Consider the following 22,413-nt stretch of genomic DNA (forward strand, 5'->3'; position numbering starts at 1 on the left):
TTCTCCTATCGGTTCAGAAGGGGTTGGTGGTGCATCATCTAACTGATTTACGACTGATCGGCGAGTCCCTCACCGATGGCCGCTGGAAATGCTGGCCGGACAGCCTTAAGAAGGCCCCGTAGCCGGGCTCGAAATAACGGGTGGCATCGTCAAATCTCCGGCCCGGTTACGGGGAGACTAAAGGGGGCAGGCGCGAAATATGAGGGCGAAAACCATTGGGTTGGAGATCACCGTAAATCCGTGGTTTGCCTTAATGCCCGCCCTCACCTGCCGTGGCGAGATTCCGCTGCTTCTTATCTGCCTCGACTTCCAGGGCTTCCAGCGGGACGCCAGCCATGGTGGCGCTGTCCGTTGTGAACATACGATCGGGACGCGCCTTCAAAAAGTACAAGAGTCCGATGAGGCCAAATGCGACAAACCCTACCTCCACGGCCCAGTTCTGCCACCACGGAAGAGCGGAGTTTCGCGGCCAGGCGATATTGATCAGTTCGAACACCAACCAGGCGGCGGCCAGCACATTTATACCGACTCCCACTTTCCCAAGACTCCATCTGCCTTCCGTGCTCCACCGCCCTTTCATGCGTACGTAGAGAACGCCCGCAACTGGAGCCAAGAAGGACACATAGTACGCCGCAGTAGCGAACGAAACGAGAATAGATAATGCATTCGCATAAATGAAGGCAAGCGAAGCTAGCGTTCCTATCAGCAAGGTGGCATAGACTGGCGAATGGTTGCGCTTAGAGACTCGACTCCAGATCGTCGAGAACGGCACCATGCGGTCTCGCGCGAATGAGAAGAGGACACGAACTGTGCTCGCCTGAACCGCGATGCCACACGCTGTGAACGATACGATAACAACCGCAAGGAATGGCTTAGCAGCCCAAGCGCCCAGCGAACTTTCCACCGCGCTCGACACCGGATCGGGCACTTCTCCGCTAATTATGGCGCCAAGGTCAGGCGACGCAAGCATCAGCGCAGCCGCTCCGAGTAAGTCCACCAAGCCGACTGTGAACAGCGAAATCAAGATTGCCCGCGGCACGTCCCTCTTGGGATCCTGAGTCTCCTCCGCCAAGCTACCGCAGGCATCGAAGCCGAGAATAATCCACCCAGAAATCGCAATCGCCGCGACGAATGCGGGCCACCACGCTGTGCCGTCAGGTCGCAAACTAGTGTCCCATAGAACGCTGACGGGGTGCTCGCGAAAGAAAGTGATCAGTGCGATGCTTATTCCCAGGGTGGCTATGACCTCTGCAGCGATCCCGATATTCAGTGTCCACTTGAGAAGATCTAGCCCGATGGCATTAACGAAGGTGAAAACTCCCATCAAAATTAGCGCGAAAACGACCCTCTCGGTCAGTGTTGGGTTGTTGATGCCAAAAAGTCCGGCCAAGAACAGTCCACCGCTGTAAGCCACAGTAGACAATGTGATTGTCAGCGCCCAAATGTAGACCCAGCCAGCCCACCAACCGTATCGCGCTCCAATAAGCCGCCGCGACCACTGGTAGATGCCGCCGGCTATCGGCCAACGCTCCGCTAGTTGCGTGTAAACGAGCGCCACCAATAGCTGACAAGCAATGACAACGGGCATAGCCAGGACCCACGCCGGCCCTGCGGTCTGTGTTCCAAGAACAACGACGGTATACAAGCCCACAACGGGCGAAATAAAGGCGAACCCGATGGCGAAGTTGGTCCACAGTTTCAATACGCGCGGAAGTTCCTGCGCATAACCAAAAGCCTCTACGGAATCACCGTCGCCACCCGAGTCTTCCGGCGTGGTCCGATCCAAATGCGTCATGCTATCGCTCCTCGCGACTTCAGCGCCCCTGTGGCGTGGTGATCCATGGGCCGTCCTTCCAGGGTCAAAATATTCGGATGTGAAACTTTGTTTCGCGATATTTATGAAACAGCGTGGACGAGGTTGTGTCAAGGGTCACATGGCGAGACCCCGAAGGCGGCTGAAAACCCGCGACCAGAAGCGGCGGGGTCCGATGCCGCGGTAAGCCGACTGCCGCTGGAGGCCGCGCGCGCTTACGGGGTTGTCGCGCGAACGATCGCCGTCCTGCCCGCCAGGCGGGACGCGGGATCCTTTACGCGGCGGTCTAATTCAATGGTTACGTGCGATGTGGTGATCAACAAAGACGTAGGTACGGTCCCGATCGAGCCGCGCCTGCAGTGCCCGCGGCCGTCGTCGAAGTTGCGACCCACCCAGGCAGACAACCGGAGTGGCCTTACCGCGACACCAGCCGCTCGCACCCCCGCAACACGGTTACCGCCAACGTATGCGCAGACGGTGGATGAGCCTTGCCGTACTCGAGCCCTGCGGCTCTCCGGCTCGCTGACATCGAGGTCGACAACTCGAATCAGCTTGGCAGCAAACATCTTTACATACGCGGTCCGTGGATCCGCGCCTGGCACGCGCGAACCGACGCCCACATTGTCGTGCCGTGACATGGTGGCGCCGTTCGGACCAAAAGCCCTGGCCCAGTGCCCAGTCTGACCATCCCAGGCCTAGGCGCTGGACATTGAAATATGCTGTTTGATCAGTTATTTCGATCATTTCGCTTAGGTAGCGCGAGATCGCGTGGGAAGAGTTCAGTCCATCGCGAAGAACTGCCCCTGGCGCGGGTGTACCGGGTATAGCGCCGCTGCGGCCGGGATCTCTGAGTTGATGCGACCCTGGAGGGCCGACGCGCTCATCGCAGTCGTCGTCTATTGCTTGGGCCTCAAGGTGATCGACGGTCCTGTATCGGTCGGGTCCGTTTCAGGCTGATGTCGACGACATGTTCCCAGAAGTCAAGTGAATTGTGGATTCTACGAGGGTATTTCGCAATCATCCGGTTCAGGCAGATGGTGAGTGAAGCACGGCAGCCCACCTCATCGATTACCAAGGGTGGTCGTATCGCCTGTCGATTGCCCGCGACGGCGTCCAGCGCACGTTTGACTACACCAGCGACCTCGCAGACCAGCCGTCACACCCAGGCGCAACAGCATTGACCGCCTTTCGTGATGCGACTCCGAAGATATTGTGCGCGTGTCAGTTTCCCACTGTTTGCGTCGCGACGGTTGCCTGAGTCTGTGCGGCAACGATGTATCAGTGCACTCTCCGCTGCAACGGTTGTGGCGCACGGGCATTCGCAGACGTGTCATTGGCGCCTACAGCGACGCTGCCGACCGGATCTGGCTGCCGTCTGTCCACTTTTCCTTGGCAGGTCTCGGTTTCGGTAGAGGTAAGAGCATTCGGCTCTTGCGTCGCGAGCGACGGAGGATGCACTCACCGATCACCGGGGGCCACGCACGCTCGCCTACACAGCGGTGTCCTGCCGAGTTCGACGCCGCCGTCTCCGATGCTCAACGGACGATCAAGCGAACTGGGTCTTCAGGTGGTACTGGCCAGTTCGGCACCCGAAGACGAGCTGGACGTCCTACGCGGCGTACTCGATTGCGACGATATCGTCTCGGCGGCGACATCATCCCGCGACGTCGACACCGCGAAGCCGGACCCCGCCATTGTCCAAGCAGCGCTGAACCGCGCCCGCGTCACGGCCGAGCAGGCGGTGTCCACAGGAACCGGGTGTCCGCGAAAGTGGGTCAACTCCACGGCGGCCTCGTCAGTGTGGTGGCGCCATCGACGCGCAGCTGAATTGTGTCACCGCGATACTCGACGCGCGCGATCTCGTAGGGCCGGACACCGTCATCGGTCCGACAGAACTCCGTGCACAGCACCAGGAGTATGGGTGACCGGTCGGGGATATGGAAAATATCGGCGTCGAACCTTCCGCTCTGGCTGGTTTCGACGACGATCTCCGAGTGGCTCAGCGAGGTCTCCTGGTCGGCCAGGGTGAGCTCATCCGGGATAGGTTGTCCAACTTGTATGGCGTCCTGAAGCCAGCGTGCATCGGACTGTCTGAAAGTGGAGTAGGCGATGGCGAACGGCACGTCGCCCGCCATCAGTCGAGTCGTAACCCCCAGCAGGTGCTCGTCCTTCGAGACTCCGAGGTACTCCCGCGCGCTCTGGTCGACACGTTTGGTGTTGACATCGAGCACCAGGATCTCCACACCGTTCTCGCGCGGAGCAGCCAGGAGACGGCTCAATCCCCCCGCTCGGTGAACCCGTTTTGGCGTCGTGACGAAAGTACCGCGGCCCCGCTCACGCCGGATCTGGTTGTCGTCCGCCAGGATCTCGAGCGCATGGCGCACCACGACGCGACTGACTCCCAAGTGCTTGGCAAGGGTGGGTTCGGAGGGCAGCAAGTCACCAGGCTGCCAGCGTCCTGACTCAATGTGCCGCTTGAGCACTTCTTGCAGCTGGTAATACAAGGGCACGAAGCTGTGTCGATCAAGTTCGTATTGGCCGAGTCCCGCCAGGCCACTGACGTCACTGTCTTTCACTCCTCGATCGTACATACGATAGGACAAATAGACAGGCTGCGATCGGACAACCGGTTTTCACCCTCACTGGACATAAATTTTGCCTCTTGACATGGGGATATGCCCGCATAGAGCATCTTGTTCACCCAGCAGACAACTCATGCAGGAGACTCAAAATGCACGAACTGAACCAGCCCGTTTCAACCCAAGATGCGCGCCCCATGGGATCACCCGGCCGGACCTCAACACGCGATCGGCCGGCTGGAGCGGGAGAGGAGGTGAGGAGCACTACCTACGACCCCGAAACCCTACGCGAGGCGTACCTGCACAACTGGTTTGTCGTTGCGCGGTCGGAGGACATCGATGAGCCGCGGCCCGCGCAACTACTTGACAAGAACCTCGTCGTCTTCCGTGACGCCGACGGTCATGCGCGCGTGCTTGACCGCCATTGCATTCACCGAGGCGCTGACCTGGCCGCGGGAAAGGTGATCGACTCCGCGATCCAGTGCCCCTATCACGGCTGGCGCTTTGAAGGGAAAAGTGGCATCTGCTCCCGCATTCCCTCGCTGACCAACTCCCAACAGATCCCGCCGAAAGCAGAAGTCAAGAGCTACCCGGTTCAGGAGAAATTCGGTCACGTCTGGACGTGTCTGGGAGACCCGGTCTTCGCATTGCCTGACCCGCCGGAGATCGCCGACCTCACGCTGGAGTGGCGTGCCGCAGACCCGATTCCAGCCCAGTGCGGCTTCATGTCCGCCATGGAGAATTTTCGCGACATGGCCCACTTCCCGTTCGTCCACGAGGTGTCGATGGGCGAAGTGGAACCGGCGGTCCCCAACATCGAGGTCGAGCGGGATGGCCGTGAGATACGGACGACGTTCTTCTACCCCAAGGTGCCGGGCTCGCCTTTCTCCGACACCGGAGACTCATGGATGCACTACCACTCCTATGCGCCGGGCATCGCGACGATCCTGTACGACTTTGGTCCCGAGATCGGCAAACGCTACCTGGTCGATTTTCCGTCGCCGGTGAGTTACGGGGAATGCATCATCTATTGGGGCGTCGCCACGGACAAGGATTTCAAGGGGGGCACGGTCGACGAGATCCTGGTCTTGGAAACACAGGTCTTCGACGAGGACAAGCCCATCCTGGGGGGACTCCACCCCCCGGAGGTGCCTCTGGCCGGCCAGTCTTTCGAAGCCTCCGTCCCGGCTGACGTCTTCACCCTCAACTACCGTCGGGCCACAAAGTTCGCAGTCGACGCAATCTTGCAGGCGCGGAAGTCTCCCGGGCTATGAGGTTGCGACTGAACGCTGTCCGGTATGAGGCGGAGCGCACAGTCTCCCTGGAATTGAGCGATCCAACTGGCCAGGAGTTACCCGAGTGGACGCCGGGGGCGCATCTCGAGATCCGCTTACCCTCGGGTCTGCTACGGCACTACTCACTCTGTGGTGATCCCGCGGACCGGTACAGCTATCGCGTCGCAGTGCTTCGGGTTGTGGAGGGTCGCGGCGGCTCGATAGAGATCCACGACAGGCTCCGGGTCGGGACACTCGTCGAGGTCTCAGAACCGCGCAATCACTTCTCCCTTACAGATGCTGCGAATTACCTCTTTGTCGCCGGAGGAATCGGGATCACCCCCATTCTCACGATGGCGGAGCACGTGGCAATACGCCGTAGTGCGAATTGGAGGTTGCTGTACGCCGGACGCAGCCGCGCAGATATGGCGTTCCTGGACCGAGCCCGTTCCCTACCCAACCATGGCCTCGTCAAGCTTGTCGCCGGCGACGAGGACGGACGCGCTGACCTCGCCGAAGCTCTGGCCTCGCTCCCGCCAGAGACGCACATATACGGCTGCGGCCCGCCGACGATGCTGGAGCAGCTTACCGAGCTGTGCGGGTCGCATCGCGGACTCGTGCTGCACACCGAGAGGTTCAGCGCCGGGGCTGTCGCACCTCGACCAAGCGAGGACAACGACGGCTTTGAGATCGAGCTCGTCCGCACCGGTGCGGTCTTACAAGTACCTTCACACAAGTCGGTGCTTGAAGTCGTCCGTGAGGTCATCCCGGGAGTGGACTCGTCGTGCGAGAGCGGATTTTGCGGGACATGCGAGACCAAGATGCTCGGGGGCAGGGCCGACCACCGCGACAGCCTGCTCACCGAGGGGGAGCGGATAGCCCACACCTCGATGATGATCTGTGTCTCCCGCGCCGCGGCGGGAGAGCGGATACAGCTCGATCTTTGAGGTGTCGGCTTCTTCTCCACTTGTATTTATTGTGTAAGACCTAGCAGTCGACCAATCAGGTGAAGCGTCGACCTGCTTGATGGGTCCGAGGTCGGATGTCGGAGATCCCGGTCGTTGTCCGGGCAGCACGTTACCGAGGTGCCCGGTGAGGGAGACATCGATCCGCACCGGTACGAAGCGAAGCCGATAACCACGCTCGACGAGTTCGACATCGAGCGGGATGAGACTGAGCCGCGAACAGTCGAACCCATCCCCGGAGATCAGGAATTCAGGCTGCCGCTAGAGGCGAGCATTCGCTCGTCATCGGTGCCGCCGTCGCCTGTCCAAACCGTCGCGAACAGACGCCCGGGTCGCAATAGCTGGTAGTGCGAGTTGGCCATCCCGTTGAAGGCCCGAGACGTCGGGCTATCCCAAAAGATTTCTGCCTAAGAGCATTGTTGCCCACCCCAGAATTGGAGAATTCTATGTTTCGTACGAAGGAAACCGATAATAACGCAATTCAACTTGATCCATTGGACCGGACCGACGCCGATGACCGTATCACTAGGATTGAGCCGCACGGTATCGACTACATACCGGACGAGGAGCGCGAATCTAAGCCCAGCAATCTGTTCTACATACTGGTTGGCGGCAGCATCACCTTCAGCGTCATCATTCTAGGTTGGTTCCCGATCGCGTTCGGGCTGAGTTGGTGGGCAGCGTGTAGTGCCGTGGTGGTAGGTGCGTTCCTTGGTGCTCTCCTACTCGCGCCCATGGGACTTATGGGACCACGGAGTGGCACTAACAATCCGGTGTCGAGTGGTGCATTGTTTGGGGTGGTCGGTCGGATAATTGGAACGCTTCTCGAGGCGAGTGCGTCGCTCGCCTTTGCCGCCCTCAGTATTTGGACCGGCGGCGACGCGCTCGTTGCCGGCATGAAGGCTCTGTTCAATGTCAGTGACCACGCTGTTACCCGAATCGTCGCTTATGCCGTGCTGAGCGTGATTGTGACTATCGTCTCAGTTTTCGGACACCATGCCATGGTTGCCGCACAGAAATTCATGCTTCCCACTGCCGGCCTCGCATTGCTTATTGGAGTATTTGTCTTTCTGCCGAAGGCTGATTTCGGCTATGCCGGGACCGGCGATTACCTACTCGGCTCATTTTGGCCAACTTGGCTGTCCGCGGTGCTCCTGAACATTTCGACGGTAACCTCGTATGGAGCGTACGTGGGCGATTGGACCAGGCACATCTCTAAAAAACGCTTCAGTGATCGCCAAGTTGTAGGATCTCTGTTTTTTGGAGGATTCTTCGGTTTGGGTGGCTGCATTCTCTTCGGTACCTTCACATCAGTCGCCGTGCTTTCCTCCGGTTTGGGTGACGCATATACCCCCTACGTCTTTGGCCTCGTAAAGGCTGCACCTTTATGGTACGTTCCGCTTCTTATTTTCCTCGGCCTAGCGTCCGGCACTGCACAAGCCGTGATCAACACTTATGGAACGGGCCTAGACACATCGTCACTCATTCCCAAGCTCAATCGCGTGCAGGCGACGCTTGCGGCCTGTGGCGGAGCTACATTGCTTGTGTACTTGGGATACTTCTATACGGAACTCATGGAGTCGGTGAGCGTATTTTTGTCGCTCTTGGTCATCTGTTCGGTGCCTTGGATAATCATCATGATCATTGGCTTCATTCACCGAGACGGATATTACGATGTCGACGATCTACAGGTATTTAACCGAGGTGAGCGCGGAGGGGTCTATTGGTTTAGTCATGGACTCAACTGGCGTGCTCTCGGGGTCTGGGCGACTGCCGTTGTTGTGTCGTTCTTCTTCACGAACACAGCTTGGTACACAGGTCCCGGCACGGAGTTGACGAACGGAGCAGACTTCGGATTCATCGTCGGCGGGGTTCTGACAGCGGTCTTTTATCCCCTGGCACTCAGGATATGGCCTGAGCCGCGTTCAGTATTTGCCCCTGAGCCTAATGCCGGCAAAGTCGGAACGGTAGGAACTAGCGCGGAATGACGGCGTTCAATCTGGGCATAACAGCCGGGCTTCTTGATCTCAGCGGGTTCTGGTAGATATCACCGCTTGTCACGCTCACGGGAGGTATTGGGTTGAGTTACGAATTTATGTTGTGGGTGTCAGCCGAGGATGACCCCGCGATGCGAGCGGTCTTGGCAGCTGGGTCAAACGACACGTGGAAGGGGTTAGATAAGTGATGCAGCAGGGTGCCGTGGATGCGGCCTTGGAGGTCATCGAGCATTTCGGAAAACACCATACCGCTGAGTATTTTTCGGGCTTCGCAGAAGATGCAACGTTTATCTTTTACTACACGCCGGAATTTCTCGGATCCCGAGCTGCATATGAAGCTCTTTGGCGGCAGTGGGAACTGGAGAGAGGCTTCAAAGTAGGCAAATGCATTTCGACGAATCAGAATGTTCAGATGTGCGGCGATATCGCCATCTTCTGTCACGATGTGGAAACCAGACTTGAAATCGACGGAAATGCCGAAACGCGCTTCGAGCGAGAGACGATAATACTTGAGAAACAGCCAAACGGATGGATCTGCATTCATGAGCATCTATCGGCGCTGCCGTAAAGATGGCAATGTGTCGCGACGGGTTCAGCCAACCCAACTAATAGGGCGTTTCAGATTGCCAGGGTCGGCCGTCCGTGAGCATGACCACGGATAGACAGGCATGAGCGGTTGACTCATCTGCGGCAGATCGCTGGGGCTGGAGTTTTCCACGTGCCATGCGGTCATTCCTCGATGGGAACGGACAGGACGGGGTTCCTACCGGGCGCACGTCACCGAGTGGGAGATCACTTCCCTCTGGAATTCTTCTGACCGTTGGTCCCACCGCCCGAAATGAAGGGGGTTCCGCAACGGGTCACTGTGAGTCCGGTGGCAACTCGATCGCCATCGCCTCGGCACGGACAGTGTCCAGCGAGGTGTGATCCACCAGGTGCGACAACAGCGTGGTCGTGGCGCTGAGGTGAGCCACCGCCGAGACGTCGTCAAGAGCCGGCACTGGGATCGGAAAGTCAACGGCAGCAACAGAACCGGCATGGTGGCGACGCAGTTTCTGGAGTCCCTCATTGAGGCCGAGGGCAGCCGCTGCCGCGCTGAGTGAGTCGCTCGAACGGAAGTTCTTCAATTTCTGGGAATCCTCGATAAACGCGACGACGCCGTCGAACAATGCCCGGTAATCGGCCCAGAACTGACTGAACTCCTGCGGCCGTTGATAGGCAATGCTCTCGACCTGGTGGTAGTCGAGGGGGCGGAGTAGACAAATATGTCTGGTGTCTTCGTACAGCAGTCGGTAGAGTTTCGCCGGCGGAGGGGCGCTGTCGTTGGCGGTCAATAACGCGACGACCGTAGCCGAATACCGGTTGATGGACGCGGTGGCATGCAGCAGTTCTTCCTTGTTGCGAAACCAGTAGTAGACCGAGGGCTGCCGCAGGCCGACAGCATCAGCGACAGCTTTCATCGTCGTGTCCGCATAGCCCTTCTCGGCGAACAGACGCGTTGCAGCAGCGATGATTTCATCGCGTGGATCAGAGGACCGGCTGCCGTCGGCGCGTGTCCTGCCCCCGCGATCACGATCGGAGGCTGCATGTCCGGCCACCGGTCTGCCTTCCTATCAGTAGATCCCGTTGACGCCATGGAGATGAGCGGATAGCCGTGCGCCTTCAGAGATCTTGCAGCTGGTCGACTGCGCGTGTCCGGGCGTGCCTGGCGGCGTGGACCAGTCTACGGGGTCCATCGACGGCTGGACGCGACCGCGTAGACGATATTGCCCTTTCCTGCCGATTACTCGGAACCCCCCGCCCGTGTGAGTCGGGCCGAACATGATGGGGCAGCGGGCTTTTCGGCCGTCCCCGCCGGGGCCCAGGCAGCGTACGAACGCGTTGTCGACGAACTCACCAGGGTGTTCGCGACCGCGCTTGTAGACCGTCGAACGTGCCCACCTACGACGGTGCTTCCGACACATATCTTGCACACAGAGCCGAAGTTTCTATATCGTATTGGAACTGGTCGGGTCCATTGCGCGAACTGCAGGATTCGGGGCACGAACACCGCAACATTGGGAATTGGATCGAGGTCCGCAGGTGGATCTCGTCGGAAGACGACCTGGCGCACTGTCGACAGCGGTGGGCAGCATCGTGAAGGAGACTCGCGCATGTATGACGTTATTCAGATCACCGGCTCACTTTTGATCTTGGCAGCGTTCGTAGGGACGCTGACCGGAAAGGCGAGCGTTTCAAGTTACCCATACCTAATCACCAACCTGGTCGGATCCTCATTTCTGGTCGGCACCGCGGTCATGAGTCGTGAATGGGGATTCATCATCCTCGAAGGCGTTTGGGCGCTGGTCTCCCTCGGCACGATCATGCGGAAAGCGGCGGGCCGGCCTGTCGTAGCATTGCACTGACCATTCGTAACGTGCACTTGCTGACGGCAAGCGAGCGTTGTCTCCTTCGCACGTGCATCATCGACAGGTCCAATGCCTATGTACTTATCCGGGATATCCTGGACGCCAGTGTTTTTGGACATCGCTGGCGGGTTGAGTACGCGATTGACGGTCCGGTTTCATGCCGGTGCAGGGTTTCCGTGAATGCGACCACCTGATCTGCACCCATGTTGTCGGTCCACAGTTGCGCGAGTTGAGGGCAGAGTGGTCATCGGGAGCTCACATGCCCAGTGAGCATTCGTCGTCGGTGCGCCGGCAGGTCGTTGCGCGGCTGCCCGCAACGTATCGCGCAGCCCGAGCCGAACTGGCCCTGACCCGCGACGCCTGCGAGTTGTTCGACCAACAGGCGGTGGTGGCCCAAGTTGTGCTCACGCCCCGCGGTGCCTGCGTCAAGCACCACACGCCTGACGCCCGGGTCGCGGCCGTCGCGGTTTACCACGCGATCAAGAGGGTCGGCTGGGCCAAGTCAGGCCTCAGGAGGATGCGCGGCGACCGTTGCCCAGGAGTACCTCGAACCGAGCATCGACGAGCAGTTCGGTTTCGCGGCTCCCATGAGCCATGGCCGCTTCTTGGGCGCGATACTCATCGCCGGCGGCGATTGCTTCGACGATTTGGGTGTGGGCGTTGACCGCTTCGGAGGTGTCAGTGATGTGGTCGCATGGCGCCCACAGCAGCGGTGCCATCTCGCCCTGCACCTGTACGAGCGCGGTGGTCAGTCGGCGTGACTGGGCGGCAATGGCTAGCCCGATGTGAAATCGGCTATCGGCACGCCGAAGGTCCAATACGTTGTCGGCTTCCTCGAATTGTCGCGCCAGCAGTAATAAACGGTCATGTTCGGGCTCTTCAGCACGTGCGGCGGCAAACCGCGCCGCCGAGCCAGCCAACGAGGCGGCCAAATCGCCAAGGTCACGCAGTTCTTCAGTACTGCGTTCCCGCAGCCGCCGATCGACTTCGCTGCGACTGACCGCCGAGGTATCGCACACCACACTTCCGCCGCCGCGGCCCCGGCGAGTCTCGATCAGCCCGCGTTTTCGCAGCGTTGCCAGCGACTGGCGAATCTGCAGCATGGTCGCCCCCAGCTGGGTCGCGAGTTGTCGCTCCGGCGGCAGTCGCTCACCAGCGCCGATTAACCCGACGGCGATGGCAGTTTCGATCTGATGGGTGACCTGATCGGGTCGGCTGGCACCCTCGAACTCACTCGTCCGCAGCAGCCCGACCAGTGCAAATGGAGCCCGATTATCGAGAAACTCGAGACCCGTCATCGATCCAGAATAGGATGAATAGAGCGTCAAACACGCCACCCCCTCTGGGCGGTGAGCTGTGCCGGGACGAGTGTGGCGATCTTGGCGTCGGCAGGTACGTAGTCGGTCGAGCCGATCATGGAGTCTCCAACACAACGAGGCGCCACGTGAGCTGCTCGTCGCGGGCAGAGTGCACCGCGACGGTGTGGTGAATCGTGGTCTGGGGCCGTAGCCGCGATCCGCTGACATAGCGCCCGCTGTTGGACACAATCACCCGGCCATTGCCGACCAACGCAACGGGAGGCCGTCGGAAGCCCAGTTGGTCGAGTACGAAGCTCTCCAGGCCCGCGATGCACAGATCGCCGCCGATCACAATCCTGCCGCCGGTGGCCAGCGGCGCCGGACTGGTCAAAGTCACCGTGTATTTGTCGACCCCGCCGGAATCGACATACGGGCCGATAGCGCGAGGATGGTCGTCAGCCAGCGGGTGCACGAACCACTCCCGCGACTGATAGTCGTAGAACCCAACTGCTTGGGGGTCTAGGACGTGGGCCATGAAATGGCTCTCCTCGGCATTGTCGCGCCACCACCACTCCAGCCAGCGGGGTGCGTCCGACAGCGTGTTCTGGTCGACGGCGACGCCGATGCCTTCTAGGAGTGGCTCGTCACGGCGGAGGATGTCTTGCAGCAGAGGCCGAATCGTGGCCAGGACGGTCCGGTCGAAGGGCTTGTGGTGCTCGGCCGCGCGGCCGGCTAGGTCGGTGACTCGGACGCGTACGAGGTCAACCAGGTCGAACAACTCGTCGAGTCGCTGACCGAGGTGCGATGCGGTGGTTTCAAGTAGGTTGTGCAGCTGGGCGTCATTCACGTGTTGCTCCTGATTGGCTGTCGGCGTGACTCCCTTGCACGGGGTTCACCCTGCCGGGGGCATGGTCGTCGACACCGACGAGGCGACGGGGTGCGGCTACCGTAAGACTCGGTCCACTGCCGGCAGCACTCGGGGCTTCTCCGCACGGCGGTGGACGCCGTGGTGGTCGTTGACCTCTGAGCGCAGTGGAGATACTCCGGAGCAGTGCGCTGTACCTTCGCTGGTGCGCGTCGCCGCCACGGAGTAATCGCGTCGATGGTCGGCACTGTCTGCGTGGCGGGGGTGTCGAATCCGTGGACCTGGTAGCGAAACCGGTCACGCCGGCGGTGATCCGTTGCTCCGCAGACCCCGCAGTCGTCGGGTGTCAGCCGCGCACGCTCGCCGCGGCCCAACGGCGGTTCGTACCAAAGCCAGGATCGGTGCGTCATCGTTGCGGTGGCCGTCGGATACCGGATTGTCCTGCGGTACAACGGAGTTATTGATGTCGCGGGAACTGCGCCAAGAACCGCAGGATCGGCGACTCCGTAGGTAAGCCCCGCCAGCGGTGCAACCAATGCCTTCGCCGCTGTCGGGGCCGTCATAACCCCTCGTTCGAGATTGCATCACTGAAGTGCGCTGACGGAGATCGAATGTGATAGCGCACGGGAACCCGGTGCGCGGACCCCGTGCCCTCAGTGGTGCCGGTGCGATCAGCGACCGGTTCCTCCTGTTTCGGAGGCGCGACACTGAGTGGTGGGCGGTGAGTGATGTGCAGGTAGTAGGCGTGTGCTTGTGCTCGCTGCAACAGCGCCCTGTCGTCACTGCCCATCACGTGCCTCATCAGAGTTTGCATGGCAATGATCTCCACGAAACGAGCCTTCAAATCTTCTGTGCTCATACCGAATTCGGGAAACGTCTCATCGTCAGTTGGCCCGTCGTAGGGCGCCCAGGCCAAGATGAACTCGATGATTTTGCGGTCGAACCAGTCGAGGTGTTGGGCACCGGTGTGCTGGCGGCTGTCGGACGATGAGTTGGATTGCCTGCAGGGATCATCACTTGCCACGTCTGACCCTCTGGTCGTCATTCACGATCCCGTCGCCGCAGGTGGTGCCACGAGGCAAGATGCCCTGCGACCCAGAAATCGGATTCGGATGGCGAAGTCGGAGGAGGAACGTCCGAAAGTCGCTGTTCCATACCGCCAGGTTGGCGGACGGAGGCCGGCTTTGCTGCGGATGGTCACGGTTCTGGCCTTCCGGGCTGGAGGGAAAATTAACCGATTTTGATGTTTCAGAATCGAATCTTTACATTGTGGTGTGGCTCACGTCAAGGTGCCCAGCCTCAACCAGCGGAACATCACCGCATCAAGCTATGCGCCTCCGCGGCGGTACCGCTGGAGCGCCCACCTGCCCCTTGGAATGGCCAGCGCTGAGATACGGGTCAGGCGGGGCTCCGGCAGTCTCACACCGCATCTTTCGGACAACTACGTCACCCGTTCAAGCCCGAACCGCCAATGCCGGAGTACCACCAAGCTGGCTCCGAGCACTCCGTAGCCGACGAAATACCCTTGTGCGCATGGCTTCTGCCGCCGCCAAGGGAGATGGGATCCGAAACGTCTCGCTCGGCCACAACAAGGTCTGGCCTGGGCTAAAGACCACCGATCAGGCGCTGGCTCAGTTTTGTCGCTGACTATCAAATCGCAGGTTGACGCGACATGTCTCGCTCGTCAACCCACGGGACATATCAGGTGCCCTCACCGTCGCGACTACTGCGAGCACACCGCCGGATGCGCCGCCCCTCCTCGAAAAGCCAGCGTTCGATCACGTCACGGCGACTGAGTCCGAATTCCTCAACCCACGTTCCGAGCAGAGCGGTGTATCGCTCGTACGCCGGGGCCAGCCATCCATGGGATGCCAGGGACAGCCAACCGCAAGTTTTCTGCAACGCCAGTGCGACGTTTCCGTCGAGGATGCAGCATGGATGTTCAGCATCGCCACCACCGGCGAAGTACAGGTACTTCGTGAATACCGCCGGACCGAGGTCGGCGACGACGGCGCGACCACGCGGATAAAGCAACTCGTAGGCCCGTCGCGGATTGGTATGGCTGAGGGCCGCGGCGCGCTGTAGTAGCTGGCAGACGTCGTATGGGTCGTCGGCGATCTTGGCGACGCTCAACCTGGTGGTGCGATGGGTCTCCCTGCTCGCCCAGGCAAGTGAATTGAACAGGAGGCGCAGCGCCGACGCTGGATCGGTGCTGGCGTCCTTTGCAAGATCGAAAAGATCTGCGCGCGCATTGATCTCACCAACGGGACCGTCGTTGAAGCCATACCTTGACAGCATCTGGTTCCACGAGGCGCGTTCTACAACGATCGCGTGGTCGTCAATCCACTCGGCGACATCAACTTCCTGCAGTTCGGTAACCGCTGCTTCGGGCAACCGGATCTCATTCGACGGCGTCGCGGCCATCACCGCATTGCTCCACTTGCAACGTCCATCTCAAGCCCCAAGCCCCTCTCACATCGGCACGAAGCAAAACGATCACATGACAGATTCCGGTCCAAACGGGGTGAGCGCGGCATCTAACCGTCCCGGCGATGCGTCGACGGACCGACCCACCTGAATCACGGTGGTGGGACTATACCCGAGGAGTTGGGCCAGCGACGCGGCCGACGCGAACACTCCATCACGGGCGAATCCCGACCTTCTGGCCCGTTGATTCGTTGCTCGAACGCCGCGCCACCATGCGGGCCCGCCGATCGGCCGTCGCGGCACACATTTTGCATCTTGACGCTGACTAGATCAGCGTTCATCATTGAACTAGTCAGTGACAAGTTCAACGGAGGCGTCATGTCTGTCATGCAGCAACCCACCCGCGCCGGCGACCGTGAGCGCGAGCAGACCGCCAACGATCTCGGGCAGGCCCTCGCCCAGGGCTACCTGACCATGGCCGAATACGAGGACAGACTGGCCACGACGTTCGGGGCGAACACCCACGGGGAGCTCCGAGAACTCGTGGCCGACCTCCCGCTGGCGCGGCTGCGCCGCAACGATCCCCGCCGCCGTGCCGCCCAGGTCCGCGCCGCGAAGCTCAGCGTCCGCATCCACGGCGGCGTCTACATTGCGGTCTCACTGTTGATGATCGGCATCTGGCTCGCGGTCGGGCTCGGCGGCGGTGGATGGTACTTCTGGCCGGTCTGGCCCATCATGGGCTGGGGCATCGGCGTTGCGTCCCATGCCATCCCGATCTGGGCTCACGGCTCGATGAGGCCCGCCCGGATCGCATAGCGGGTCAGCGCCAACCGATCCCGCAGGCCGAGCTTGGCCAGGATGTTGGTGCGGTGCCGGTCCACGGTTTTCGCGCTGATGGTCAGCGTCGCGGCGATCTCGCGCGTCGAGTAGCCCTCGGCGATGAGCTTGAGCACCTCCTCTTCGCGCGGCGTGAGAATGGTGTCCGGCAGCTCGCCCTGCCGGGCGCGGTGCAGATAGTCACGGATCAGTGCGGTCACCGCCCCCGCGTACAGGAACGGCTCACCACGCATCGTGGCCCGGCACGCCTCCAGCAGATCGCGATCGGCGACCGACTTCAGCACGTAGCCGGATGCCCCCGCCTTGAGTGCCTCGAAGAAATACTGCTCGTTGTCGTACATCGACAGGATCAGGATGCGGACGTGCGGATGCGACCGGTTGATCTCGCGTGCCGCCTGCAGACCGGTCATCCGCGGCATAGCAATGTCGAGAATGGCCAGATCCACCGGGGTTTGGTCGAGCGCCGACACCGCTTCATACCCGTCGGCGGCTTCGGCCACCACCTGCAGATCGGGCTCGGCGTCGATGATCATGCGCAGGCCACTGCGCACCAGCGCGTGGTCGTCGGCAAGCAGGATCCGGGCGGTCATCAGAGCGGGATCACCAGTCGCACCTCGGTACCGCCGTCTTGTGGCGAGGTGATGGTCAATTCGGCGTTCACGAGCAGTGCCCGCTCGCGCATGCCATTGATGCCCGCCCCTTCGTCATCCACGCCACCGCGGCCGTCGTCGGCGATCCGCAGCGTCACATCGGTTGCGCCGGAATGCAAATCGAGCCAAACCTTGCTCGCCCCGGAATGCCGTGCCACATTCGTCAGGCTCTCCTGGGCGATCCGGTAACACACCAACTCCACGTCGGGACGCAGCCGATCTTCTTGTGGGGCAATATGTTTGACCACGGCTATACCGGAAGCCTGACCGAAGTCGGTGCACAGCGCGTTGAGTGCGCTGTGCAGCCCGAGGTCCTCCAACGCGTCGGGGCGCAGCCGTCGGGCAATTTCCCGGACCTCGTCGAGACTGGACCGCACGATCTCCTGGGCATCGGCGAGCTCGTCCTGCATCGAGGCGGGCGCCTGGTCGGCGACCCGCTTGAGCCGCAGCAGGGCCACCGTCAGGGTCTGGCCGATCTCGTCGTGCAACTCCCGGGCGATGCGTTGACGCTCGTTCTCCTGCGCCGCGAGAGCCGATGCGCTCGCCGTGGTCCGCTCGGTCTCCAACCGGTCGAGCATCGTGTTGAACGACGTGATCAGATGCTCCAGATCGCTGTTGCCGTCAGGGTTCATCCGGTCGGTGCGCTTGGGCGGATCGACTCGCCGCATCGACGCGGCGAGCCGATCCAGTGGGGCAAGACTCGATCGCAGCAGCAGCGCATTGGCGGTCAGGATCACCACCAAACCGACCAGCAACACCGGAATCTCGGCGAGCTTGATGCGCGACGACACCGATGCCGGCGACACCGCAAGGATCAACGTGCCGAGCGTGAAGATCAGCCCGTTGATCAGAAACACCCGTCGGAACAGCGCCGTCGCCGGGGTACGCGCCGGTTTCACCCCACCAGGGTGGCGTGCGACGCCGGGGTTTGTCCATACAGGCGCCATCCCCCGCGGAATGGGTGTCAGACCCGATGGTCAGTGGCCGGGGCTGCGTCCGAAACTGAGCGCAATCGACGCCCGGCGACTCGGAGAACGAGGACCATGACCGTAGCGACCCACTGGAACGAAGACATGCAGGCACATGAAATCGCCGTCCACCCGCCGACGGTCCGCATCGACGACCCGGTGTCCAAGGCGGTTCAGCTGATGGTGGTCAACCGGCTGCCCGGGCTGGTGGTGGTCGACGAATCGGGGCGGCCCGTCGCGGTGCTCCCCGGCACCCAGGTGCTGCGCCTGGCGATACCCGAGTCCTACCAAGATGATCCGGCCCTGGTGCGCACGGTCGACGAGATCCACGCCGACCTGTTCTGGCACGGACCGGGCAAACTCACCGTCGGCGACTGTCTGCCGACACCCGTGGCGAAACCGGCCACCGTGCCGCCCGACGCGACCCTGCTCGAGATCGCGACCGTCATGGCGAACAAGCGCAGCCCGCTGATCGCAGTCGTCGACAGCACCGGCCGGCTCACCGGGGCGGTGACGCTCGAACGGCTGCTGACCAGTCTGGCGGTGGCCGGGCCCGGCGACTGATCCCCCGGTGCTCGCCGCAGAAGTCACCCCCGTCGCTTCGCTCGCCCAGGTCCTGGCACTGGCCATATTCGTCACCGCCTTCTGGTTCATCGCCACCGAGCGGGCCGACAAGGTCAAGACCGTCCTGGTAGCGGCCGGCCTGATGGCGCTGCTCGGGCTCATCCCCGGCGAACGGGTCTTCTACTCCGAACACGAAGGCATCGACTGGAACGTCATCTTCCTGCTGCTCGGGATGATGGTCATCGTCGGTGTGGTCAAGCAGACCGGCCTGTTCGATTTCCTGGCGATCTGGGCGGCAAAACGCTCACGGGGCAAGCCTTTTCGGCTCATGGTGATGCTGATGCTGATCACCGCGATCGCGTCGCCCGTGCTCGACAACGTCACCATCATCCTGCTGGTCGCCCCCGTCACGCTGGTGATATGCGACCGGTTGCGGATCTCCCCGCAGCCCTACCTGATCGCCGAGGTGCTGGCGTCCAACATCGGCGGTGCCGCAACCCTGATCGGCGACCCGCCCAACATCATCATCGGCAGCCGAGCGGGCTTGACGTTCAACGACTTTCTGGTGCACATGGCGCCCGCGGTGGCGATCATCTTCGCGCTGTTCGTGGTGTTCACCCGGGTGTTGTTCCGAAAAGACCTGCGCGCCGAGGAGATCCACATCGACGAGGTCATGGCCCTGCAGGAACGCCGCGCCATCAAGGACACCCGCCTGCTCGTGCGCGCGCTGGTGGTGCTGAACCTGGTCATCCTCGGCTTCGCGCTGCATTCGGTGCTGCCCGTGGCACCGTCGGTCGTGGCACTGCTCGGGGCCGGCGTGATGCTGCTGGTCACCGACATCGATGTGAGCGAGATCCTGCCCGAGGTCGAATGGCCGACGCTGGTGTTCTTCATGGGCTTGTTCGTGATGGTCGCCGGGCTGGTGCACACCGGGGTGATCGGGAAGCTCGGCTCGGTGGCCGAGTCCGCGTTCGGCGACAACTGGTTCGGCGCGGCCACGGCACTGTTGTTCGGCTCGGCGGTGTTCGGCGCGTTCGTGGACAACATTCCCTACACCGCCACCATGACGCCCGTCGTCGAATCGATGGTGGCGCAGACCCCGGACGCCGGCACGGGCCAGGCGCTGTGGTGGGCCTTCGCCTTGGGTGCCTGCTTCTCCGGTAACGGCACCGCGATCGCGGCGAGTGCCAACGTGGTCGCGCTCGGGATCGCCCAGCGCGCGGGACACGCGATCAGCTTCTGGCGCTTCACGCGCTACGGCGTCGTGGTGACCCTGCTGAGCACGACCCTCGCATGGATCTATGTATGGCTGCGCTATTTCTGAAGGGCTCGGGCGCCGATACTGTACTGAGGGACAGGATCATGCCGATTTTCGTCCTTGGCTACAGTCTCGATGCCAGCCGCGGCTGAGCAATGCTCGTTCGACGCGGCCGAGGACGTCGGCGATGTTGTCCTCAGCGATCACGCGGATGACGATCCACCTCATGGCCTCGAGCTGGCGCAGGGTCTTCTGGTCCTGCACATAGCGTTTGCGATCGGACTGGTGGAAGATGCCGTCATAGTTGACGGCGACACCGAACCGCTCCCAACCCATATCGAGCACCGCCACCACTCGGCCGCGGCCTGCGATCACCACGATCTGAGTTTCGTCGGGCGGCATTCCGGCGTCGGTCAATTGCAAGCGCAGCCATGTTTCCCGCGGGGAATCGGCACCCGGATCGACCAGCGGCAGCGCGACTTTCAGGGCTCGGATCCCCCGAACGCTCGGGTACCGCGCGATAAGCGGCGTGACGTCGTCGACGGTGACGCGCCGAGTCCACGCCAACGCATCAATACGTGCGACGGCCTCGTCGCGTGGGTAATGGCGGCCGAGGTCGAACACGGTGCGCGCAGGTGTGGTGACCGGCATGCCCACGACCCGCCTTATTTCGTCGCCAGAAAGGGTTTCGTTGCGCACCACCAAACCTGCCGGTGGTCGGGTGTTGTTCCACACGAGTTCGATCGGGACGTCGGGATCCACATACGCCGCACCGTGCAGCGCCGACGCGGCGACGCCGGCGATCACTGCCCGACGGCCCGACCACAGCCAGGCGCCGACGGTCCGATCGCGCAGTGTCGGTTCTCCTCGGAGATATACGTCGGGAAACAGCCGCTGGTAGTGATGCCGAAGTTCATTGCGCGTGACGAGCCGCTTGGACAATGCTTCACTGCCGATGATCACCCCACCCATGGCGGAATATTGGCACGCGGTACCGACACCACACCGAGGCTGAACTGAGGGACAAATCTCGGCCTGATCTTGTCCCTCAGTACAGTCTCGGTGTCGGCCTCACGCGCGAGTCCAGTGCGCGATCGCCGCACGCACATCGGAGGACCGCGGTAATCGTTCGCTGGCCCAGGCCACATAGCCGTCGGGGCGCACCAGCACCGCGTCGGGCAGTTCGGGCCGGTTGTCGATCGCTTGCACGACGTCGCAGCCGGCGACGTCGACCGGCGCCGCGGTGACCAACACGAACTTGCCTGCCCGCAGGAGCTCATACAGTCGGGTGTTGCCGCATTTCACGTCGGCCATCCGGCGACCGACCAACCAGTCCTCACCGCGGGCGTGGGGATAGGCGATGCCGATACCGCTCAGCAACTCGGCCACGAACCGGCGGGTACGAGGTATCCGCAGCACGGTCGCGAGGACCAGAGCCCGCAGCCGCCGCGTGACCGGTGAGCCGAGCACGATCTGGTTGAACGCGTCGGTCATCTGCAGCACCCGCTCGCCGACCGGATGCCGTTCGCGTTCGTAGCTGTCCAGCAGCCACGGCGGGGCCTGCCCGCGGACCGCGGCCGCGAGCTTCCAACCCAGGTTGATGGCGTCGCCGAGCCCGGTGTTCATACCCTGCCCGCCCAGCGGGGAATGCACGTGTGCGGCGTCGCCCGCCAGGAACACCCGCCCCGACCGGTAGTGCCGGGCCTGCCGTCGTTCACTGAGGAAACGTGAGCTCCACCGCATGTCGCTCATGCCGAAGTCTTCGCCGGCGATCCGGTTGAACGCGCCGCGCATCTCGTCGAGGGTCACGGGCTCGTCCAGCGGCGCCTGCTCCCGCGACCGGTCCCAGGCGATCGCCCGGAACCAGCCGTCACCGAACGGCACGAACAGCACCACGCCGTCGGCGCTCGTCCGGCCGAACAGGGTCTCGGTGGGCTGCTCTGCCAGCCGGACATCGGCCAGCAAGATGTGGGTGGCGTATTGCTTGCCGACGAAGTCGATGCCGAGCAGCTCGCGTACCGCGCTGTGCGCGCCGTCGCAACCCACCACATAGTCGGCCCGCAGACTGTCCCCGCCGGCCAGCTCGACCGTCACGCCGTCGTCGTCCTGCTGGAGCCCGACCACTTCGGCACCACGGCGCACCGTGACGCCCAGCTGCGCGGCCCGCTCTTCCAGCACGTGCTCGGTGCCGCTCTGCGGGACGATCAACACCATGCCGAACTGCGTCGGCAACTCACGCAGGTCCAACGTGCGGCCGCCGGGCGGAGCCACGTCGTGGACCGGCACTCCGCGAGCGATCAACTCATCGACCAGCCCCCGCCCGTCGAGCAGCTCAAGGGTGCGGGCATGCACGGCGAACGCCCTGGTGATGTTGGGCGTTGAGGTGCGCTCCTCGAGCACTGTGACCGCCGCACCGCCGAGCGCGAGCTCGCAGGCCAGCATCAAACCGGTCGGCCCGGCACCGACCACCAGAACCTCACGGGTTCCCACAGGAACCGATGCTAGCGACA

General features: G+C 62.1%; 19 protein-coding genes and 1 pseudogene. 9 read left to right on the plus strand and 11 right to left on the minus strand.

What is annotated here, in order from left to right; genetic code table 11:
* Positions 1-250: 250 nt before the first annotated feature.
* Entirely contained in the window at positions 251-1,795 is a 1,545-nt protein-coding gene (locus tag BTO20_RS31765) for an APC family permease (protein WP_087079840.1), read from the minus strand.
* A 1,567-nt stretch (positions 1,796-3,362) separates the two neighbouring features.
* Between BTO20_RS31765 and BTO20_RS40770 the strand changes: the two are divergent.
* Positions 3,363-3,566: pseudogene (locus BTO20_RS40770) on the plus strand (HAD family hydrolase); the annotation flags it as partial.
* Between the two features lie 22 nt (positions 3,567-3,588).
* On the opposite strand, the gene BTO20_RS31775 reads toward BTO20_RS40770, so the two are convergent.
* On the minus strand, positions 3,589-4,389 hold the full coding sequence (locus tag BTO20_RS31775; RefSeq protein ID WP_157680382.1) for a GntR family transcriptional regulator: 801 nt from the start codon (positions 4,387-4,389) through the stop codon (positions 3,589-3,591).
* 155 nt (positions 4,390-4,544) lie between these two features.
* On the opposite strand from BTO20_RS31775, the gene BTO20_RS31780 reads away from it, so the two are divergent.
* From BTO20_RS31780 to BTO20_RS31795, 4 genes are all read left to right on the plus strand, one after another.
* A complete protein-coding gene (locus BTO20_RS31780; RefSeq protein WP_232490914.1) occupies positions 4,545-5,666 on the plus strand; it encodes an aromatic ring-hydroxylating oxygenase subunit alpha in 1,122 nt (373 codons plus the stop codon).
* A complete protein-coding gene (locus tag BTO20_RS31785) occupies positions 5,663-6,613 on the plus strand; it encodes a PDR/VanB family oxidoreductase (RefSeq protein WP_087079846.1) in 951 nt (316 codons plus the stop codon). The genes BTO20_RS31780 and BTO20_RS31785 overlap by 4 nt, the downstream gene beginning before the upstream one ends.
* Positions 6,614-7,077: 464 nt before the next feature.
* The gene (locus BTO20_RS31790; protein WP_087079849.1) at positions 7,078-8,619 is read left to right on the plus strand and encodes a purine-cytosine permease family protein; all 1,542 of its coding nucleotides are present in this window, start codon (positions 7,078-7,080) and stop codon (positions 8,617-8,619) included.
* A 196-nt stretch (positions 8,620-8,815) separates the two neighbouring features.
* Positions 8,816-9,196: a YybH family protein gene (locus BTO20_RS31795; protein ID WP_087079850.1), complete on the plus strand. Its 381-nt coding sequence runs from the start codon at positions 8,816-8,818 to the stop codon at positions 9,194-9,196.
* Between the two features lie 292 nt (positions 9,197-9,488).
* On the opposite strand, the gene BTO20_RS31800 is transcribed toward BTO20_RS31795, so the two are convergent.
* Complete coding sequence (locus BTO20_RS31800; RefSeq protein WP_087079852.1) at positions 9,489-10,226, minus strand: TetR/AcrR family transcriptional regulator; 738 nt, start codon at positions 10,224-10,226, stop codon at positions 9,489-9,491.
* Between the two features lie 555 nt (positions 10,227-10,781).
* Between BTO20_RS31800 and BTO20_RS31805 the strand changes: the two genes are divergently transcribed.
* A complete protein-coding gene (locus BTO20_RS31805) occupies positions 10,782-11,033 on the plus strand; it encodes a CBU_0592 family membrane protein (RefSeq protein WP_087079854.1) in 252 nt (83 codons plus the stop codon).
* 512 nt (positions 11,034-11,545) lie between these two features.
* Here the strand turns inward: BTO20_RS31805 and BTO20_RS31810 are convergent.
* From BTO20_RS31810 to BTO20_RS31825, 4 genes are all read right to left on the minus strand, one after another.
* Entirely contained in the window at positions 11,546-12,334 is a 789-nt protein-coding gene (locus tag BTO20_RS31810; protein WP_198344137.1) for a FadR/GntR family transcriptional regulator, read from the minus strand.
* A 115-nt stretch (positions 12,335-12,449) separates the two neighbouring features.
* Positions 12,450-13,181, minus strand: coding sequence for a cache domain-containing protein (locus BTO20_RS31815; protein WP_087079858.1), 732 nt, complete (start codon positions 13,179-13,181; stop codon positions 12,450-12,452).
* A gap of 577 nt (positions 13,182-13,758) precedes the next feature.
* Positions 13,759-14,223 carry a hypothetical protein gene (locus BTO20_RS31820; RefSeq protein WP_087079860.1) on the minus strand — a complete coding sequence of 155 codons (465 nt, stop codon included), beginning with the start codon at positions 14,221-14,223 and terminating at the stop codon, positions 13,759-13,761.
* A 677-nt stretch (positions 14,224-14,900) separates the two neighbouring features.
* Complete coding sequence (locus tag BTO20_RS31825; protein WP_087079862.1) at positions 14,901-15,623, minus strand: 8-oxoguanine DNA glycosylase OGG fold protein; 723 nt, start codon at positions 15,621-15,623, stop codon at positions 14,901-14,903.
* A gap of 381 nt (positions 15,624-16,004) precedes the next feature.
* Between BTO20_RS31825 and BTO20_RS31830 the strand changes: the two genes are divergently transcribed.
* Positions 16,005-16,442, plus strand: a complete 438-nt coding sequence (locus BTO20_RS31830) for a DUF1707 domain-containing protein (RefSeq protein ID WP_087079864.1) — start codon at positions 16,005-16,007, stop codon at positions 16,440-16,442.
* Here BTO20_RS31830 and BTO20_RS31835 read toward each other — a convergent pair.
* Both BTO20_RS31835 and BTO20_RS31840 read right to left on the minus strand, forming a co-directional pair.
* Positions 16,409-17,053: a response regulator gene (locus BTO20_RS31835; RefSeq protein WP_064944443.1), complete on the minus strand. Its 645-nt coding sequence runs from the start codon at positions 17,051-17,053 to the stop codon at positions 16,409-16,411. The two genes, BTO20_RS31830 and BTO20_RS31835, sit on opposite strands and share 34 nt — an antisense overlap.
* On the minus strand, positions 17,053-18,012 hold the full coding sequence (locus tag BTO20_RS31840) for a HAMP domain-containing sensor histidine kinase (RefSeq protein ID WP_087079866.1): 960 nt from the start codon (positions 18,010-18,012) through the stop codon (positions 17,053-17,055). The genes BTO20_RS31835 and BTO20_RS31840 overlap by 1 nt, the downstream gene beginning before the upstream one ends.
* Positions 18,013-18,156: 144 nt before the next feature.
* Here BTO20_RS31840 and BTO20_RS31845 point away from each other — a divergent pair, with 144 nt between their 5' ends.
* The gene (locus BTO20_RS31845) at positions 18,157-18,645 is read left to right on the plus strand and encodes a CBS domain-containing protein (protein ID WP_232490915.1); all 489 of its coding nucleotides are present in this window, start codon (positions 18,157-18,159) and stop codon (positions 18,643-18,645) included.
* Positions 18,646-18,652: 7 nt separating this feature from the next.
* Positions 18,653-19,969 (plus strand): ArsB/NhaD family transporter, encoded by a 1,317-nt coding sequence (locus tag BTO20_RS31850; RefSeq protein ID WP_087079868.1) that lies wholly within the window; start codon positions 18,653-18,655, stop codon positions 19,967-19,969.
* Positions 19,970-20,005: 36 nt separating this feature from the next.
* Here the strand turns inward: BTO20_RS31850 and BTO20_RS31855 are convergent, their stop codons facing one another.
* Together BTO20_RS31855 and BTO20_RS31860 are read right to left on the minus strand one after the other, a co-directional pair.
* Positions 20,006-20,875: a hypothetical protein gene (locus BTO20_RS31855; protein ID WP_087079870.1), complete on the minus strand. Its 870-nt coding sequence runs from the start codon at positions 20,873-20,875 to the stop codon at positions 20,006-20,008.
* Positions 20,876-20,974: 99 nt separating this feature from the next.
* On the minus strand, positions 20,975-22,393 hold the full coding sequence (locus BTO20_RS31860; RefSeq protein ID WP_087079872.1) for an FAD-dependent oxidoreductase: 1,419 nt from the start codon (positions 22,391-22,393) through the stop codon (positions 20,975-20,977).
* Between the last annotated feature and the right edge of the window lie 20 nt (positions 22,394-22,413).

The organism is Mycobacterium dioxanotrophicus, assembly GCF_002157835.1.
GTDB lineage: Bacteria > Actinomycetota > Actinomycetes > Mycobacteriales > Mycobacteriaceae > Mycobacterium > Mycobacterium dioxanotrophicus.

What these genes read in the sequence shown, in the direction of transcription:
- BTO20_RS31765 (WP_087079840.1), bottom strand. Translation starts at nt 1,795, where the DNA reads ATGACGCATTTGGATCGGACCACGCCGGAAGACTCGGGTGGCGACGGT.
- BTO20_RS31780 (WP_232490914.1), top strand. Translation starts at nt 4,545, where the DNA reads ATGCACGAACTGAACCAGCCCGTTTCAACCCAAGATGCGCGCCCCATG.
- BTO20_RS31785 (WP_087079846.1), top strand. Translation starts at nt 5,663, where the DNA reads ATGAGGTTGCGACTGAACGCTGTCCGGTATGAGGCGGAGCGCACAGTC.
- BTO20_RS31790 (WP_087079849.1), top strand. Translation starts at nt 7,078, where the DNA reads ATGTTTCGTACGAAGGAAACCGATAATAACGCAATTCAACTTGATCCA.
- BTO20_RS31795 (WP_087079850.1), top strand. Translation starts at nt 8,816, where the DNA reads ATGCAGCAGGGTGCCGTGGATGCGGCCTTGGAGGTCATCGAGCATTTC.
- BTO20_RS31805 (WP_087079854.1), top strand. Translation starts at nt 10,782, where the DNA reads ATGTATGACGTTATTCAGATCACCGGCTCACTTTTGATCTTGGCAGCG.
- BTO20_RS31810 (WP_198344137.1), bottom strand. Translation starts at nt 12,334, where the DNA reads ATGACGGGTCTCGAGTTTCTCGATAATCGGGCTCCATTTGCACTGGTC.
- BTO20_RS31825 (WP_087079862.1), bottom strand. Translation starts at nt 15,623, where the DNA reads ATGGCCGCGACGCCGTCGAATGAGATCCGGTTGCCCGAAGCAGCGGTT.
- BTO20_RS31830 (WP_087079864.1), top strand. Translation starts at nt 16,005, where the DNA reads ATGTCTGTCATGCAGCAACCCACCCGCGCCGGCGACCGTGAGCGCGAG.
- BTO20_RS31835 (WP_064944443.1), bottom strand. Translation starts at nt 17,053, where the DNA reads ATGACCGCCCGGATCCTGCTTGCCGACGACCACGCGCTGGTGCGCAGT.
- BTO20_RS31845 (WP_232490915.1), top strand. Translation starts at nt 18,157, where the DNA reads ATGACCGTAGCGACCCACTGGAACGAAGACATGCAGGCACATGAAATC.
- BTO20_RS31855 (WP_087079870.1), bottom strand. Translation starts at nt 20,875, where the DNA reads ATGGGTGGGGTGATCATCGGCAGTGAAGCATTGTCCAAGCGGCTCGTC.